Below are 16,125 nucleotides of genomic sequence, written 5' to 3'. Positions count from 1 at the left end.
ACATCCTATATTTAGATCCATAAAAAATAGCACCCTTGTGCTATTTTTTTATGGGTGTGATCGGCAATTCCACAACAAACGTCATGCCCTTATCACCCTCATGTGGCAATGCATGGATCGTACCGCCATGCGCTTCAACGATCTTTCGTCCCATATATAATCCCAGCCCCAATCCTTCTTTTTTGATCTCCTTTGCTTTCTGACCGCGTGAAAATTTTTCAAATAGCGTGTGTTTTTCTTCCGGCATAATACCAATCCCGGTATCCGTGACAAGGACTTTTACATCATTCCCTTCATATTTTGTGCATATCGTCACCGAACCTTCTTGTGTATATTTCAATGCATTGTCGATAATGTTTGAAAGAGTTTCCCGCATTTTTGCTTCATCCAACATGATCTCAGGCATGGCAGGATCCAATTTAATGCGCAGAGAAATATTTTTTTGTTTTGCGATGAGACTGAATGATGCATGCAACTCCTTAACTATGTCATTGATATTGTGCTTTTCAAAATTAAACTCCGCCTTTCCCAATTCCATGCGTGATACATCCAACATGTCTTCCACGAGAGCGATCAATCGGTTGTTGGCATTTTCCATCACATCAATAGGCTCTTTGAAATTTAGAGGAATTTCCCCGTAGGCGCCTTTTTGAATGACACCAATAAAACCTTTCATCGTTGTAAGCGGTGTGCGCAATTGATGCGATGCCATTGAGATAAATTCCGATTTCTTCTTGTCCAATTCTCGCAATTGTTCATTTGCCACCTCAAGTTCTTTTTTCCGTTGTATCTCCATTTTGACGGAATATAACAACATGCCACCAAAAATAATGGACAGAAGCAATGTAAACGTAACAAGAATCACGTTGATCGTAGAATATACGAAAAAATATTGGGTAGCGATAAGGATCCATGTCGTATAGATCAACATACGTGCAACCACCGATCGCAAATTGAGAAATTGATATTTTGTGATGGCATATATGGTAATCCCGATAAATGCCACCATGCAAAAAGGAAAGAACAGGAGAATATTATCACCGATTGCGTAATCGTTCACCACAAAAAACCAAGCGCTAAACATGAGCCCAATAGCCAGAAAGACAAAAAAGCCAAAAGCACTGATAATAATTTTTATCTGATTTTTTATTTCTTGACTTGTATTTTTGTCACGAAACCTTTGAACCAGTATATATGCTGAGTATAGGAAATACCCCAACACAAAAAGATACAAGTACCAATAGAGTTCGCCAAACTGAACATTGCAATGTTCCTCATCAACAAGGAATGCATTGTAGTCACTAAAAATCAAAATGATCATCGGTAAAGCTGGCACAAAAAGCAGGATCTTTTTGCGCAAAGAAATCACAACTCCTGTAAAAGCATAAGTAAAGAAGAGTAAAAAAACGATTGACAATGCCTCAAGAATTGCCAATCTCGCCAAAAGTAGATTGCGCACAGGGTCTGTAATAAGCCATTGCAAGAGATCATTGAATGTCCAAACGAAAAAAAATAAAATGAACGCAAAAAGGTTGCGATTGACCGGATGTGTAGGATTGGAAAACAAAACAAACAATCCAAAAAGAAAGCAGATGATCAAGACCGGTATATGCGCATAATAGATCAGTGCCAGAGAAATGCCAAAATCACACATAATCGTCAATAATAAATTTGCTACTAATAAACACTATGTGCATTCTATCACAAAATGCAAAAACAGATAAACAAAGACCGATAAACGTTGTATCGGTCTTTGAGATAGACACTTACGATGAGGATAATAAATCAACATGTGCTTCCATGTACATGTATCTTTCACCACCATAACGCTCGAGGACAGTAGGGATCTTTTTTGTAAGACGATCCCGCAACACTCTTTCGATAATGCGATCGAAGCGATTACTGCATAGTGCATGTGCGGAAAAATCAAAAAAACCCATAAAGTTTGCTTCACGAAAAGTAGCAAATAGCAAATCGGCAAAAAGAAAGCCCTTGCGACATCCCTCTTTTACGACTATTTGATCAATATAATAGCGATTTGTATCAATGTCTACACACGGAACTTCGTCAGCAAAATCTTCAACAATGCGACCATTCTGCGGGGACGCAAAAATGTAGCACAAAACAGTGCCGTCGGCTCCGGTCAAAAGCATATTGATATTCCGTTCGCCCTCCAAATTTTCTTTTATACGAAAAGGATCTTCTCTTAGATATTCCGGCATAAATCCTTGCAAAGTCACGATCTCATCCAGCGCCCACGGATGTTCATTATAATTTACACGCTGGATTACGTTTTTTTTCGTCATGTCTCTCTCCTTTTTGTTTTTTTGAAAATTTTTCTCCTCTTTCACGCTTTGTCTTTGTATACTCCTCTTTAAAAAAGAACTAATACCATTATACCACAAATTCGTTTAAAAAATATTTTATCAAAGACAACAGATCGATTTTTTAAATACCTATAATACACGTTTCACGAAACCAAATATTTCGCGCTATATGAAAAGTCATAAAAACAACCACATCATGCGCGCATGATGCGGTTTCTTTTTTATTGTTTGTAATACGGAGCAATGGCGCTCTTATCTTCTTCCAAGGAGTTGTAATCCGTGGTGATTTCCTCATTCTCTGCGAGATCTCGCATTGCGAAATACTCGAAATCCTTATGCTTTGCGGTCGGATTGGATGCGTCATGATTCATATACCAACCGACGGGCATGCAGCCAAAGTCTTTTGGCGCAAAAATATCATCCCCCATTTTGACGCAATAATCTTGAAAAATATGCGGAACCGCGCTGATCTGTCGTAATACAATATTGTCCAACCATGTCTCCCTGTCGCCAAAAAGACGCAGATACGTTCCTTTGGCAATTTTGTGTGTTGTAAAAACGCCGACACCGCAACCATTGAACCGTGATGGTTTCAAAATAAAAGAACATTCATCGGTAGTGGTTTTGTATTCACTGCACATAATAATAAGAGCCTCCTCTTTTTTCAAAATGAAAGTACCTTATGCAATTCAAAGAACGACCTGATTTAACCCCATTTTCCCGCACAGATAGCAGACTGTCAATTATTTGTTTTTTCTATAACTTTTTTCACATCGATCAGTTGCAATTGTGCGGAAACATTGCCATTCCATTCATTTATTTGTACATGCGCAATGATATCGATCACATCTCCTTGCGCGATACCGCGAAATTTTTGATCCATGAAAAAACCGATCGCGCCCACATGCGCGCTACCTTCACGATCCGTACATACCATTTTTACGTGTGATCCCTTTGTCCCGACCATGCGCAGATCTGCGACAATGACATGACGCACCACAAAGATCGGCTCAGCATTACCTTCGCCAAATGGTTCCAGCGTCGCGATCAATTCCGCCAACGCTATGTCAGCATCGATCAAAGCAATCTCCATATCTGCGACGATATGCGGTTTTGGCAGTTCTTTTTGCATCGTGGCGACATGCGCATCGACTTTTTGCGCAAAAAGATCGAAATCCTCATGACGCACCGTCGCACCGGCTGCTTTTTCATGTCCTCCAAATTTCACGATGTGTTCTCTGCATGCATGCAAGACATCCACAACATGCACGCCGTTTACACTGCGAAATGAGCCACGACTTTCTGTTTCAAAACGGGTGAAAATGCCGGTTGGTTTTTTGTATTTTTCGGCAATGCGTCCCGCGATGATCCCGATGATCCCGACAGGATAATCATCACCGGACACGATGATAAATGATCGATCCGCATGGTCTTTTTCTACGATCTTTTCTACGCGACGGGTAAGTTGTTCCGTGATCTTTTTGCGTTTTTCATTCAAGTCTTCGATAAATTTTGCTTTGTCTCGCGCCCGCCCTCTGTGCGTTTCACGCAGTAATTCATATGCGTGTTTTGCATGCACCATGCGCCCTGCGGCATTGATGCGTGGTGCGATATGAAACGCAACCGTATCCGCACGAAGTTCATTGCCGGTTTTGCAGAATTGTCCCACAGCACACATCTCCTGATATCCGATGCGCCGTGTCTTATTCAACACGATAAGCCCGTATGCGACAAGCGTACGATTTTCTCCGATAAGTGGCACACAATCGGCAATCGTCCCTACACACACCACATCCAAGTACCATTTGAGTTGCATATGACGTTCCGGGGCATACTCCGTATATAATGCCTGCACCACTTTAAAAGCAACAGCTGTGCCTGAAAGATCTCGAAAAGGATATGTCTCTCCTTTGATCTGCGGATTGATGATCGCATATGCCTGTGGCAATATATCCGGCGCATGATGATGATCGGTGATGATCACATCAATGCCCTTCTCCATAGCATATGTCACCGCTTCATGACTTGACGTGCCACAATCCACACTGATCACAACACGCACATTTTGTGCAATGAATTGATCGATCGCCGAGACGGTGATGCCATGACCCTCTGTGATCTTATCCGGGATATATACCGAAACAGTCGCGCCAAGAGATTCCAATCCCTCAGCTAGAAGTGCCGCACTACTCACGCCATCCGCATCATGATCGCCGAAAATCCCGATCATGTCACCATCTGTAATCGCTTTGTGCACGCGCTCAATTACACGACGCATATCACGGAATAAGAATGGGTCATGCAGATCAACATCATAATTTGGCGTCAAAAAAGCACCCGCCAATTCCTTGGTGATGATACCCCTCTGCAAAAGCAATTGATCGATGATCGGATGTACATGCACACCATTGCCCTGCGGTGAAATTTTTTTCTTCACTTTCCACTGCATACGTCTTCCCATTGTATCACACAAAAAACAAGGGCTTTTCTCCTTGTTTTTTGCCTTCTATTTTACATGATGATCTATTTTTTGTCGGTTTTTTGGTCTACGCAACTAAACCGTGCAGAGAACAGCAATTCCTTCGGATCAGTAATACTTAATTTAAGCACCATCTCTTGTCCGCGCGGACACACAAAGAAATTACTTGCACCGAGATCCTTCACGAGCTTCCGCGCTTCTGTGTCGTGAATATCAAATCGAAAAATATACTCGCTTCGCAAAAGCAATGCACCGATACGTTCCACCGCTTCACGTGGTGGCGTAAACCCGCGAATGATGAAATCGCGCGCACCCAATTCTTCAGCGCGTTTGCGATCAGTCTCTCTCCCGAGATGCGAATTGATCACCACAGGAATATCAGCAGTACGCTTGTTTTGTTTGAGTGCCTCGATCATCGCAAAACCATCCATACGTGGCATGACGATACCTGTAAAGATCACGTGTGGCGTGTGTTCGCTGATCATGCCCAAGGCTTCCAATCCATCGGAAGCACAAATGACGTTGTAGTCCGCCATCTCAAAAATATTGGCATACATATCAAGCGTATCAACATCATCATCAACGATCGCAATCGTTTTTTTGCTTGGATCGATCTTTACCCTTCGAGAAGTCACTTGCTTTTGTGATTGCACAAAACTTTTTTTGATATCTTCACGATTTTCCGCTTGTACCACCGAGTTCATGTTTTCCTTGAGCGGTGCGGCGACCGGCTCTGTCTGTTTTTCTGAAACATGCACAGGTGGCTCTGGCGTACTTGGCACTTCTCCTTCCGGCACCACTGCAATCGGCTCTTCCGCTTTTGGTGCATCATCTTTTTTTTCTTCACTTTCTATGACTTTTTCTTGTTTTTTCGGTACATCGGGCAATGGCGCCGTTTCCACCACCGGTTCACTTACGATCGGTTGCGCAACGATTTTTTCTTTACCACCCTCATAATCCGCTTCCCATTTCTTTTCATCCAAAGGCACATGCGGTGCAACAGACGCGTCATTGCCGTTTTCCTCTGTCATGGATTCGTCCACAAATGCGACAGGATCCTTTTCTTGTACGAGATCCTCTGTCGCGACAGTCCCTACTTGCTCATCAGACAGATCTTGCGTTTGTGGTGTCACAGCAGTACCCACATCATCCCCTGCGCCATATTGATCGAAGATATCAACAACGTCATCATTATCAACATGATCATCTTGCTTGCCAAGAAAATGGTTGTTTTTATTTTGCAGAGTCATATGTTTCTCTTATTAATTTTTTATAATTATTTTAAAATCCACAGCGACATCTTCTCTATCGTCATTATAAACCAAAAACGGATTTATATCGATAGCCTGCACCACCGCATTTTCCACACCAATAAGAGACACCTGCAAAACAGAGTGCGCAACCACTTCAAGGTGATATGCATGCATCCCGCGCGTTTTTGCAAACAAAAATCCAAGTGATCCGTGCAAGAGGATGTCTCTGATCTCTGCGATCGAAAGTGGCGCAATAAAAAATTCTGTCACACGAAAAACCTCTGCGTATATGCCACCAAGTCCCACGATGACAACCACACCAAACTTTGGATCCCTTTTCATGCCGATGATCAATTCCATCTTGATCGGCAGAAGCGGTTGGACAATGACACGCGCACTGCGTGAGGCAAACAGATGGAGAAGATGCGATTGCGCACGATGAAGTTCCGCCAGATTGCGGATCGGCAAGATCACACCGCCACGATCAGTCTTGTGCAATACGTGTGGATCGTCAATTTTGGCAACACACGGATACGCGATCCTTTGCTGCGCTGACAATCCTTTAGTGATATCAAAAAATCTGCTCACTGATATACCATAGATCTGCGCAACAGTCGCACATTCTTCAAAATAGAGGGCTCCGCGATCTTTTGCACCGGACAATACTTTCGTCATTTCTTTTTTGCGCTCACGCGCGCCGCTTCTCGTCACCGGATAACGATAGTGTGTCTGCTTTTCTGTAAAACGCGCAAGTACATCCAAGATGCATTGCAAAGAAGCATAGTGCACGACACCATTATCACGCAAGTATGCGACAGCTCCTGCAACACGCTCTCCCCCGACAAATGACGCGATGACCTGTTTTTTATTTTCTTTGCAAAATGCGACGATGCCTCGTGCAATATCCATTACCGGCGTTTGAGCTTGTGGCGTCAAGAGTGCGATGACAATGTCTGTATTTTTATCGGAAATAACTGCCTGCATGCCGGCAGAATAGCGCTCTACGCCCGCATCACCAAGTACATCGACAGGATTGTGCACCGATGCCGCCTGCGGCAAAGTGTGCAGGAGATCTTTTTTTGTTTTTGCACTCAATACGCTCATGCGCAAACCGCATAATTCCGCGATGGCATCGGTAGTAAGTACGCCGGGACCACCCGCATTTGTCACGATACCTATATGAATTTCATCCTTTTTAAAGATCTCATAATGCGATACATACACCATTGTCGCAAAAAGTTCTTCGATCGTTTGCAGTCGTATGCCACCGGCCTTTTTTAACGCAGAGCCAAAGATCTCATCACTGCCTGCAAGAGAGCCCGTGTGAAGAGCAATCGCTTTTTGCGCGTCGTCCGTACGTCCCGCTTTGAGCACTGCGACCGTCTTGTCTTTTTCTCTCGCATAGCGCACTGCATGGAGGAAATCTTCGCCCCGCACGACACCCTCCATGTACAAAATGATCGTTTTTGTTGCCGTATCATCGGCAAAATACCTGACGAGATCTGCCGCAGTCACAAGCATCTCATTTCCCGTTGATACAACAGCCGAAAAACCAATGTGTTCCTCTTGCGCTTTGTCCATTGCCGCCACAGCAAGCGCACCTGATTGAGAGATAAGAGCAATGTTTCCCTCATGCGGTAACCCTGGCGCAAACGAGGCATTTACGCCAAGCGGCGGTACAAGAAATCCCAAACAATTCGGACCCAAGATCGTGATATCGTGCTCTTGTGCGAAAGTTGCGAGTTGCATTTCCTGATTGTGTCCCGCTATGCCCGTTTCACCAAATCCCGCCGAGATCACAACAAAATTTTTGCACCGTTCTTTGCCGTGATGGATAATGTCATACACGAGATGCGCCGGTACGGCGATGATGGCACAGTCCACTTTCTTTGGCAGATCTGCCAAAGTGGGATAACACGTCTGATCGAGAATTGTGTTGCGCGCAGGATTGACAAAATACACTGCTCCTTGATAGGAGTGTGCGATGAGATTTTGTGCGATCATATGTCCCACCTTCCCTTGCACATCACTTGCACCGACAACTGCGATCGAACGCGGTTTGAACAATCGTTCAAATTTTTGTTTCATGATACTAGTATACCAGATTTTTTTGCACTTGTAACAAAATGTTTCTACGCATCTTTTTCTTTTGCGAGAATATCTTTCTTTTTTTGACTGCCACGATTATAACCGCCGATCGTTCCATCGCTACGGACAACGCGGTGACACGGAATGGCAGGATCATAATTTTTATTGAGCGCATTTCCGACGGCGCGATATGCGCGAGGCTGGTCAATATGTTGCGCCACTTGTTTATATGTCATCGTCTCACCCTTTGGGATCTTTTTGACCACAGCATACACTTTCGCTTGAAATGTGGACGGCGTGCGATATGCCGGCTTGCCCGGTCGCCCACCAACTTTTGCATGACATTTCATGGTTTTTTTGACAAAAACAAAAGACCTTTATTCTACGCTCTTAAAGATCGGCAACCCGTCAGCACCGGTCGGCACATAGATCGTTCCTTGGCGATCTTTGAGTTCTTTGATGTAGAGATATTGGAGATATTTTGCACTGAGCGATTCATTGATGATCGCTTGCGAATCACGCTGTCCCGCCGCCTCTACGCGTTTGCGCTCCGCTTCTTTTGTCTCTTTTTGCAACACAAATTCATAGCGTTGCGATTCTTGCTCTGCTTGCAATTTTTCCTGAATACTTTTTGAAAGACTTGCCGGAAGTGTCACATTGCGCAACAACACTTGCTCCACCATAATACCGCGCGGGTCGATCGTCTCAGACAATTTTGTGCGAATGCCATCGGCTACTTCATTGCGTTTCTCACTATAGATATCCTTGGCATTATATCGCGCCACAACTTCACGGATCGCAGAACGAATTTCCGGACGGATAATTTTTTCCTGATAATTCACGCCAAGATTTTTGTACACGTCCGATGCACTCTCTTCATCAAGATGATAAAAAACCGTAATATCGAGATCAACCTGCAATCCTTCATTTGTGAGCGCTGTGATCTGATCTGCTCCGGATTTTTGTCCTTCACCCTGCGTGATACTCATCGTGTATTCTTCTGTACGAATGCTCATACGCTCCACATTTTCCAACGGATCGATGATATGCAACCCTGACGACATTTCTTTCTCATTGACACGTCCAAACAATGTGCGCACACCTGTCTGCCCTGCGGGGATCACGATAAAAATATTCATCACGATCACAATAATTAAAATGATACCCGCGATCCACAAAATCTTTCCCTTGATATTAAACATAGATGTATTCTTAGATGTAAATGATGCTGTTTTGATATTGCTTTTTGCGCCTCCTGCATAACTGATCAACTCTTTGATCGGATTATAGAGAATGTAGACAAAACGCGGTGACTGCGGATTTTTGATGATCTGTGCGCGAAGTATCTTGCGAATAAACACAATGTATATAGCAAGTACGATGATTATGTTCCACAATGTATCCATATTATGTCATTATTATGATGTTATGCGTATTAAAATCACTGGTCATTTCTCACCACTTTCAAAATATACCACATGCTGTTTGCGATCGATCGGCGATGTATAATACATGGTCACGCTTGGCACGCCCCCACTGATCGTCAACTCATAAAATGACGCGGGATATGTTTCGCTTTTTTCTGTACCTGTCAAAGAATAATGCGCCGTATGATCGATCACCTCATACGCACGCGCTTCCATGTGTCCGTTAAATATCGCATCAACGCGATAGTCTTTGAGGATATCACTAAGTTCTTGCGCATTTGCGATAGAGCCTTTCATATTATACTCTATGCCATTGATGTTTTCTTCATTTAATTCTTCTTCATTTTCACTTTCAACTGCTTCGTCTTCTTGTATTTCCGAATCACCGGGTATATTTTGCAAAAATGTTCCTTGATGGATAAACACAAACACACGCTTATCCGTTTCCAATTGCTTTTTGAACCACGCCAACGTCTGTGGTGGCAATTTCCCCGGAACATACGAATTTACACCCGGGGATGTCGGAAGGTCTTCAAAATTATAGCTTGCATCAAGAATGATGAAACGATAATCACCTGCATCAAAAACCTGATCCAATGCGCTCATGCCAAGCGTATCGCGAAATTGTTCTTTTGTGACACTGCGCAAATCGTGATTGCCGATCGCCCAATACACAGGGACATTTCCTTTTTGTAATTCCTCGGACACCAACTGTAATCCCTGCATACCGATAAAATCACTATCTTTTGTACCCTCGATCACATCTCCCAAATGCACGACAAAGTCAGGGTGAAAGACATTCATTTGCTGCACAAATTGACCAATAGTCCTTTTATCTTTACCGTCAAGATACCGGGGCGCATTCGGGCGTTCATCACCCCTATTGATCCTGGAGGGATGCACGTGTGTGTCAGTGATCATGCCGATCTTGATCTGTTGATTTGTTGCGATCTTTTTGTGCCACAGAGGAATCGCGTCGCTTACCCTTTGTGCCTCTGCAAGATTTTGTCGTGTTTGCACATGATCTGTGTACACGTGCCACATATAAAATGCAAAAAGACCACCCCATAAAACAACCACGCCTGCAATACATATAGAGATGATCTTTTTCATATTCAGCATGATGAATTACTTGTGATCTTTGATATCGTTCAAGATCTTTTTAATATCCGTCATCATTGTATCATCCAAGATCGACACTGTCACGACATGCGGATTGACCTTTTGTAATTTTTTCACCACAGATTGAACTTTCTTTTCCGTGCATTCATCCGTCTTGCTTACAACGATCCATTCCGGTTTTTCAGACAACAACGGATTGAATTTGTGTAATTCTTTGCGAATTGCACGATAATCCGCTACAGGACGCGTGCTTGTCGCCGCAATGAAGTGAAAAAGGATGCACGTACGCTCAATGTGTCGCAAAAATTTATGCCCCAGACCTTTCCCCTCTGCCGCGCCTTCGATCAATCCCGGAATATCCGCCAGAATAAGATCATAATACACACCAAGATGCGGTTCCAACGTCGTGAAATTATAATTGGCAACTTTGCTCTGCGCATTGGTAAGCTCATTGAGCAAACTGGACTTGCCCACATTGGGATAACCCACAAATCCCACGTCAGCGATCATCTTTAACTCCAGACGCAATCGGATGTGTTCCCCTTCCTGACCCGCTTTGGCTATTTTTGGCGATGTGTTTCGACTGGAACGAAAATGATGATTGCCGAAACCGCCATTTCCCCCTTTTGCCACCACAACCTTTTGACCGACAGAAATGATCTCATATATTTTGTCATGCGTCAGGTCATGTGCAACCGTTCCCACCGGGACAGAGATCGTAACCCCTGCGCCATCAGCACCCGTGCAGGTGTTTTGTTCCCCATTCTTTCCCGCCTCCGCTTTTACATTTTTGGTCGAGCGAAACGGTCGAAGGGCACCCAAATCGGAAACACCTTTGAGTAAAACGTTGCCACCGCGTCCGCCATTTCCGCCAGTCGGACCCTGATCGAATTTTGCGCGCGCAAAAAGCGCCACGCCATCCCCTCCACGACCCGCCTTTACATCAATCGTTACATCATCAATGATCATATTTTTACTTCCAACAAAAAATTATTCCACGATCTTGATCCCCAGTTCTTCCAATTGCTTTGGATCAACAAACGACGGTGAATCCAGCATCGCATCGCGTCCTTGCCCATCTTTGGGAAACGCATAGATATCACGGATCGAATCACAGTCAGTCAACACCATAAACGCACGGTCGATTCCCGGCGCACTGCCACCATGTGGCGGCGCACCATACTTAAATGCTTCCACCATGTGTCCGAATTTTGCATCAACATCTTCTCTGCTATACCCCGCGATCGCAAATGCCGCATACATGATCTCAGGATCATGGTTACGAATCGCTCCGCTTGAGACCTCAAAGCCGTTGAGTACAAGATCAAATTGATACGCCACAATATCCATCGGATCCTGAGTAGTAAGTGCTTCCATTCCACCTTGTGGCATAGAAAAAGGATTATGAGAAAAATCAATGCGTCCATCCTCGATCTCCGAGTAATCATACATCGGGAAATCCACAACCCAGGCCCACGCCGCTTTTGTCGGATCTTTGAGTCCGAGCATATCGCCACATTTGTTGCGTACCACACCCAAACTCTCGCACACAACACGCCATGAGTCCGCACCAAAAAAGATGATGTCACCCGGACGCGCTTTTACATGTACAACAATTGCTTGTGCCACATCTTCACCGAGGAATTTCACGATCGGTGACTGTAATTCGTTTTCTTTGACAACAATGTATGCTAATCCCTTCGCGCCCTTTGTCTTGGCTAACTCTGTGAGATCATCGATATTTTTGCGGGAGAATGCCGTACCGCCACCATCCACTTTCAACGCATGCACCACGCCGCCACTTTCGCATGCTTTGCCAAAGACGGCAAAACAACACTCTTTGACAAGATGCGATACGTCAACGATTTCGAGATCAAATCGCAAATCCGGTTTGTCGGACCCATAACGGTTCATCGCATCCTTCCATGGAATCTGCGGGAAATCGGTAAAGACAAGTGTTTTTGTACTGTATTTTTTCGTCAGATCGATCCACAATTCTTGCATCAGTGCAAAAATATCCGCCTGCTCCACAAAGCTCATCTCAAAATCCAACTGATAAAACTCACCGAAGTGACGATCCATCCGCGGATCCTCATCACGAAAACACGGCGCGATCTGGAAATACTTGTCCACACCGCCCACCATCAATAATTGCTTGAACTGTTGCGGTGCTTGTGGCAATGCATAAAACTTCCCATGGTATAAGCGAGATGGAATAAGCCAATCTCGCGCACCTTCCGGTGACGAGTTCGCGAGGATCGGCGTTTGCACTTCACAAAAACCTTTCGCATGGAAAAATGTGCGTATGTCGCTGATAAATTTGTCTTTTTGCACAAGCATGTTTTGCAATTTCGAGCGACGCAAGTCCAAATACCGATACTTGAGACGGATCGCTTCATTGGCTTCAAGTTTATCATCGCCGATTTCAAACGGTGGCGTCTTGGACTTATTGAGGACAACAAGCGCACTGATCTCGATCTCGATCTCACCTGTCTGGAGATTTTTGTTGATCATATCATCCGGACGCGCGATGACTTCTCCCTCCACTTGAATTACCCATTCATTGCGTAATTTGTCCGCATGCGCATGCACATCCGCACCGCGCTCTGGATTGAACGTGATTTGCGTCAATCCATAGCGATCACGCAGATCGATGAAGATCACACCGCCATGATCACGGCGACGATGCACCCAGCCGGACAAGGTAACTTTTTGTCCGATATCTTTATGTGTTAATTCTCCACATGTATGTGTTCGTAGCATATTTTTATTCTTACCAGATAAGATTTGTGACCAAAAAACCGTCCGCCGAAAACAAACGTATTTGCTCCCAACGGACGATCTTTTTTGGTAAAAAACCGTGGTACCACCGTTTTTAGTGATCACAGTGTATTGCGGATCACTCACTTTATCAGTTTGCTATAACGGGCATACCCGAAAGGTTCTACTCTTTCAATCGTTTTGCGACAAAATTTCTTCCTTTTGCCTCCACTGTGTCAGCAGTTTCATCGGCATCGTACTTCACACTGTACCATACATCAACCGTTTGTGCAAGAAATCAACCAGCAACGAACTTGGAGACTCATAAATAATATGGTATATTTTGCCCATAGATCAAATATGAGAAGTGATACCAAATGTTCGCATAACATACAAATTTGAGCTATTATACGATTGAAATTTTGCATGATAACCAGTTATATGGAATACATGTTTTCCTTTTGGGCTTCGCCCAGCTCTTAAAAAGAATTCAATTTTGTTTTTTTATTAATTAATAAGGGGAATAAGGAATTTATTTAATTTATTTCTATGGAAAATATTAATGAAGAAAGTGGTCGAATAGCATCTCTAGCCTTGTTTAAAGAACTTTATGACAGTGAAAAAGATGTATATGGTGTGCTTTCATGCTTTCTTCAAGAAATAATTATAACTGAGGCCAAATACAGTTTCACTTTACAGGAAATAACATATTTGTTGAATGACACCTTTAATTTTCATATACCTGAGGCCGTTGTAAAAACTTCGCTAGGTCGTCTAAAAGAATTTTTAAACAAAGACCAAGGCAAATACTTTGCAAATTTATCAAATATTAAAAGCCCGAGCCTTATTCCTAAAAAAGATGAAATTACTAAAGGTAATAATGAAATAATAGAACAAATAGTAGATTTTATTTCTTCTCAAAAAAAGCAAGAAATAAACGAGACTGATAAAAAAGAAATAATGCATTCCTTTTGCTCATTTCTACTTGATAAATCAAATAATCAAAAATATTCAGAATATATCAGTGCATTCATAATAAGCAAAAGCCCAAACCCAGATTTTATCAATAGATTACAAAGCATAAAAGAAGGGGTTGTTTTGTATACAGGCATAATGTTTAGTGACAACATTGGTAACGTTGGCTCATGGAATACGAAATTAACCATTTTTCTTGATACAGAAATTTTATTTGATTTTGCTGGTTTTAATGGAGAACTATTCAAGTCTTTGTTTGATGAATTTCATTCATTCGTAAAAGAGATAAACCAGAAAGCTTCGGAACCACTTATTAAACTAAGATATTTTTTAAAGACTGAAGAAAATATTCACAATTATTTTTCAAAAGCAGAATACATAATATCTGGAGGAGAGGTTGTTGACCCAGGGCGTCCAGCAATGAATAACATACTTAATGGCAGCAAGAGCAAGAGCGATGTTGTAGAGAAAAAAACTATATTTTTTGACTTATTAAACAAAAATGACATTCATGCAGATGATTATCTAAATTACTATGAAAAAGAAAATCATAAATACAACATAACTTTTCATAAAGCAGAAGAAAACATTGAACAATCAATCGCAGCGTCTATTGGCGTAAATGAAATTAAAGATAACCTTGAGTTACTTAACTTCGTAAGCATCAAGAGAGCCGATGAATATAATAATAATTTTGAACATATTAAATACATACTTCTATCAGGCAATAACACCACCCTACAAGTTGCGTGGCATAAAAGCATTAGAAAATCGGGAGAAGTCCCCCTGGCTACCTCTTTACACTTTTTAACTGACAAATTTTGGTTTAAATTGAATAAAGGTTTTGGAACAAATACTTTTCCTAAGATTTTTGATGTAATAACAAAAGCTCAGATTCTGCTTTCAAGCCAATTAAACAAATCGGTAGGAAATAAATTTGATGAGTTACAAAAAAGATTTAAAAATGGCAAACTTAACGATAATCAAGTCGCGCTTGCCATTACCAACTTAAGAAAGCAGGCAAAAAAACCTGAAGATATCATGAATGATAATATATCTTTTATTTTAGAATCATTGGCTGAAAATAATTTAGACAAAATTATTGAAGAACAAGAGCATTTTAAAAATAAAGCAAAAAAACATGAGGAAGAAAACACACAACTAAAAAAAGAAGTTGAAAGTATAAACCTCCTCTTAGATAATCAAATAAAAAAACAAGGTGATACAGAAAAAAAACTTATAACCGAAACCATGAAAATAAAAATGGAATTATTATCAGAAAAGCGTAATAATTTTTCTTATCTTGAAGATGCCAAAAATAAATTTGATAAAAAAATCAACAAACAGATTTACTTAAGGTATAAACTTACACCGGTCTTTTTGCTACTTATTTATTTCATAGGTTGGGTATATATTATTTCAAAATTTGGATGGAATAAAATTGAGCCCTTAACATACATAATGGGGTTGATACCCCTTCTTGTAATATACGCGGTTTCAATATGGCAAGAAAAAACTTTTAATCCCATTCAATATATTTGTATACAAAAAGAAAAGTGTAAAATTAAATTATATAGTAAGGAAAAGTTTGATTTTAAATTATACGAAAAACTTCAGGCTGAAATAACAAAAATCGAAAATGAAATAAGTGATATGCAAAAATTATAATAAGGATTTTTGGTGTAAGGGCATTC

The 16,125-nt window shown here is 42.0% G+C and carries 12 protein-coding genes; 1 reads left to right on the top strand and 11 read right to left on the bottom strand.

Annotation, left to right across the window (positions count from 1 at the left end; translation table 11 throughout):
* Window positions 1–40: 40 nt before the first annotated feature.
* The 11 genes from WC819_00960 to aspS form a co-directional block, all read right to left on the bottom strand.
* The gene (locus tag WC819_00960; GenBank protein ID MFA5985901.1) at window positions 41–1,654 is read right to left on the bottom strand and encodes an ATP-binding protein; all 1,614 of its coding nucleotides are present in this window, start codon (window positions 1,652–1,654) and stop codon (window positions 41–43) included.
* Window positions 1,655–1,766: 112 nt separating this feature from the next.
* On the bottom strand, window positions 1,767–2,306 hold the full coding sequence (locus tag WC819_00955) for a hypothetical protein (GenBank protein MFA5985900.1): 540 nt from the start codon (window positions 2,304–2,306) through the stop codon (window positions 1,767–1,769).
* A 242-nt stretch (window positions 2,307–2,548) separates the two neighbouring features.
* Window positions 2,549–2,968 carry an SET domain-containing protein gene (locus tag WC819_00950; GenBank protein MFA5985899.1) on the bottom strand — a complete coding sequence of 140 codons (420 nt, stop codon included), beginning with the start codon at window positions 2,966–2,968 and terminating at the stop codon, window positions 2,549–2,551.
* A 98-nt stretch (window positions 2,969–3,066) separates the two neighbouring features.
* Complete coding sequence (gene recJ / locus WC819_00945; GenBank protein ID MFA5985898.1) at window positions 3,067–4,788, bottom strand: single-stranded-DNA-specific exonuclease RecJ; 1,722 nt, start codon at window positions 4,786–4,788, stop codon at window positions 3,067–3,069.
* Between the two features lie 62 nt (window positions 4,789–4,850).
* Complete coding sequence (locus WC819_00940) at window positions 4,851–6,056, bottom strand: response regulator (GenBank protein MFA5985897.1); 1,206 nt, start codon at window positions 6,054–6,056, stop codon at window positions 4,851–4,853.
* Between the two features lie 12 nt (window positions 6,057–6,068).
* On the bottom strand, window positions 6,069–8,147 hold the full coding sequence (locus WC819_00935; GenBank protein MFA5985896.1) for an acetate--CoA ligase family protein: 2,079 nt from the start codon (window positions 8,145–8,147) through the stop codon (window positions 6,069–6,071).
* 44 nt (window positions 8,148–8,191) lie between these two features.
* On the bottom strand, window positions 8,192–8,497 hold the full coding sequence (locus WC819_00930) for an MGMT family protein (GenBank protein MFA5985895.1): 306 nt from the start codon (window positions 8,495–8,497) through the stop codon (window positions 8,192–8,194).
* A 27-nt stretch (window positions 8,498–8,524) separates the two neighbouring features.
* Window positions 8,525–9,553 (bottom strand): prohibitin family protein, encoded by a 1,029-nt coding sequence (locus WC819_00925; protein ID MFA5985894.1) that lies wholly within the window; start codon window positions 9,551–9,553, stop codon window positions 8,525–8,527.
* Window positions 9,554–9,595: 42 nt separating this feature from the next.
* Window positions 9,596–10,687 (bottom strand): metallophosphoesterase, encoded by a 1,092-nt coding sequence (locus tag WC819_00920; GenBank protein MFA5985893.1) that lies wholly within the window; start codon window positions 10,685–10,687, stop codon window positions 9,596–9,598.
* A 15-nt stretch (window positions 10,688–10,702) separates the two neighbouring features.
* Window positions 10,703–11,665 (bottom strand): Obg family GTPase CgtA, encoded by a 963-nt coding sequence (gene cgtA / locus WC819_00915; GenBank protein MFA5985892.1) that lies wholly within the window; start codon window positions 11,663–11,665, stop codon window positions 10,703–10,705.
* 21 nt (window positions 11,666–11,686) lie between these two features.
* Window positions 11,687–13,459 carry an aspartate--tRNA ligase gene (gene aspS, locus WC819_00910; GenBank protein MFA5985891.1) on the bottom strand — a complete coding sequence of 591 codons (1,773 nt, stop codon included), beginning with the start codon at window positions 13,457–13,459 and terminating at the stop codon, window positions 11,687–11,689.
* A gap of 546 nt (window positions 13,460–14,005) precedes the next feature.
* Between aspS and WC819_00905 the strand changes: the two genes are divergently transcribed.
* Window positions 14,006–16,099, top strand: coding sequence for a hypothetical protein (locus tag WC819_00905; GenBank protein ID MFA5985890.1), 2,094 nt, complete (start codon window positions 14,006–14,008; stop codon window positions 16,097–16,099).
* Window positions 16,100–16,125 lie beyond the last annotated feature (26 nt).

The sequence above is a fragment of the Parcubacteria group bacterium genome (assembly GCA_041660065.1).
Classification (GTDB): domain Bacteria; phylum Patescibacteriota; class Minisyncoccia; order Moranbacterales.
This window is presented reverse-complemented; position numbering and strand designations above follow the sequence as displayed.

Excerpts from the sequence above, each read along its gene's own strand:
- WC819_00960 (MFA5985901.1), bottom strand. The coding sequence starts at position 1,654 with ATGTGTGATTTTGGCATTTCTCTGGCACTGATCTATTATGCGCATATA.
- WC819_00955 (MFA5985900.1), bottom strand. The coding sequence starts at position 2,306 with ATGACGAAAAAAAACGTAATCCAGCGTGTAAATTATAATGAACATCCG.
- WC819_00950 (MFA5985899.1), bottom strand. The coding sequence starts at position 2,968 with ATGTGCAGTGAATACAAAACCACTACCGATGAATGTTCTTTTATTTTG.
- recJ (MFA5985898.1), bottom strand. The coding sequence starts at position 4,788 with ATGGGAAGACGTATGCAGTGGAAAGTGAAGAAAAAAATTTCACCGCAG.
- WC819_00940 (MFA5985897.1), bottom strand. The coding sequence starts at position 6,056 with ATGACTCTGCAAAATAAAAACAACCATTTTCTTGGCAAGCAAGATGAT.
- WC819_00935 (MFA5985896.1), bottom strand. The coding sequence starts at position 8,147 with ATGAAACAAAAATTTGAACGATTGTTCAAACCGCGTTCGATCGCAGTT.
- WC819_00930 (MFA5985895.1), bottom strand. The coding sequence starts at position 8,497 with ATGAAATGTCATGCAAAAGTTGGTGGGCGACCGGGCAAGCCGGCATAT.
- WC819_00925 (MFA5985894.1), bottom strand. The coding sequence starts at position 9,553 with ATGGATACATTGTGGAACATAATCATCGTACTTGCTATATACATTGTG.
- WC819_00920 (MFA5985893.1), bottom strand. The coding sequence starts at position 10,687 with ATGAAAAAGATCATCTCTATATGTATTGCAGGCGTGGTTGTTTTATGG.
- cgtA (MFA5985892.1), bottom strand. The coding sequence starts at position 11,665 with ATGATCATTGATGATGTAACGATTGATGTAAAGGCGGGTCGTGGAGGG.
- aspS (MFA5985891.1), bottom strand. The coding sequence starts at position 13,459 with ATGCTACGAACACATACATGTGGAGAATTAACACATAAAGATATCGGA.
- WC819_00905 (MFA5985890.1), top strand. The coding sequence starts at position 14,006 with ATGGAAAATATTAATGAAGAAAGTGGTCGAATAGCATCTCTAGCCTTG.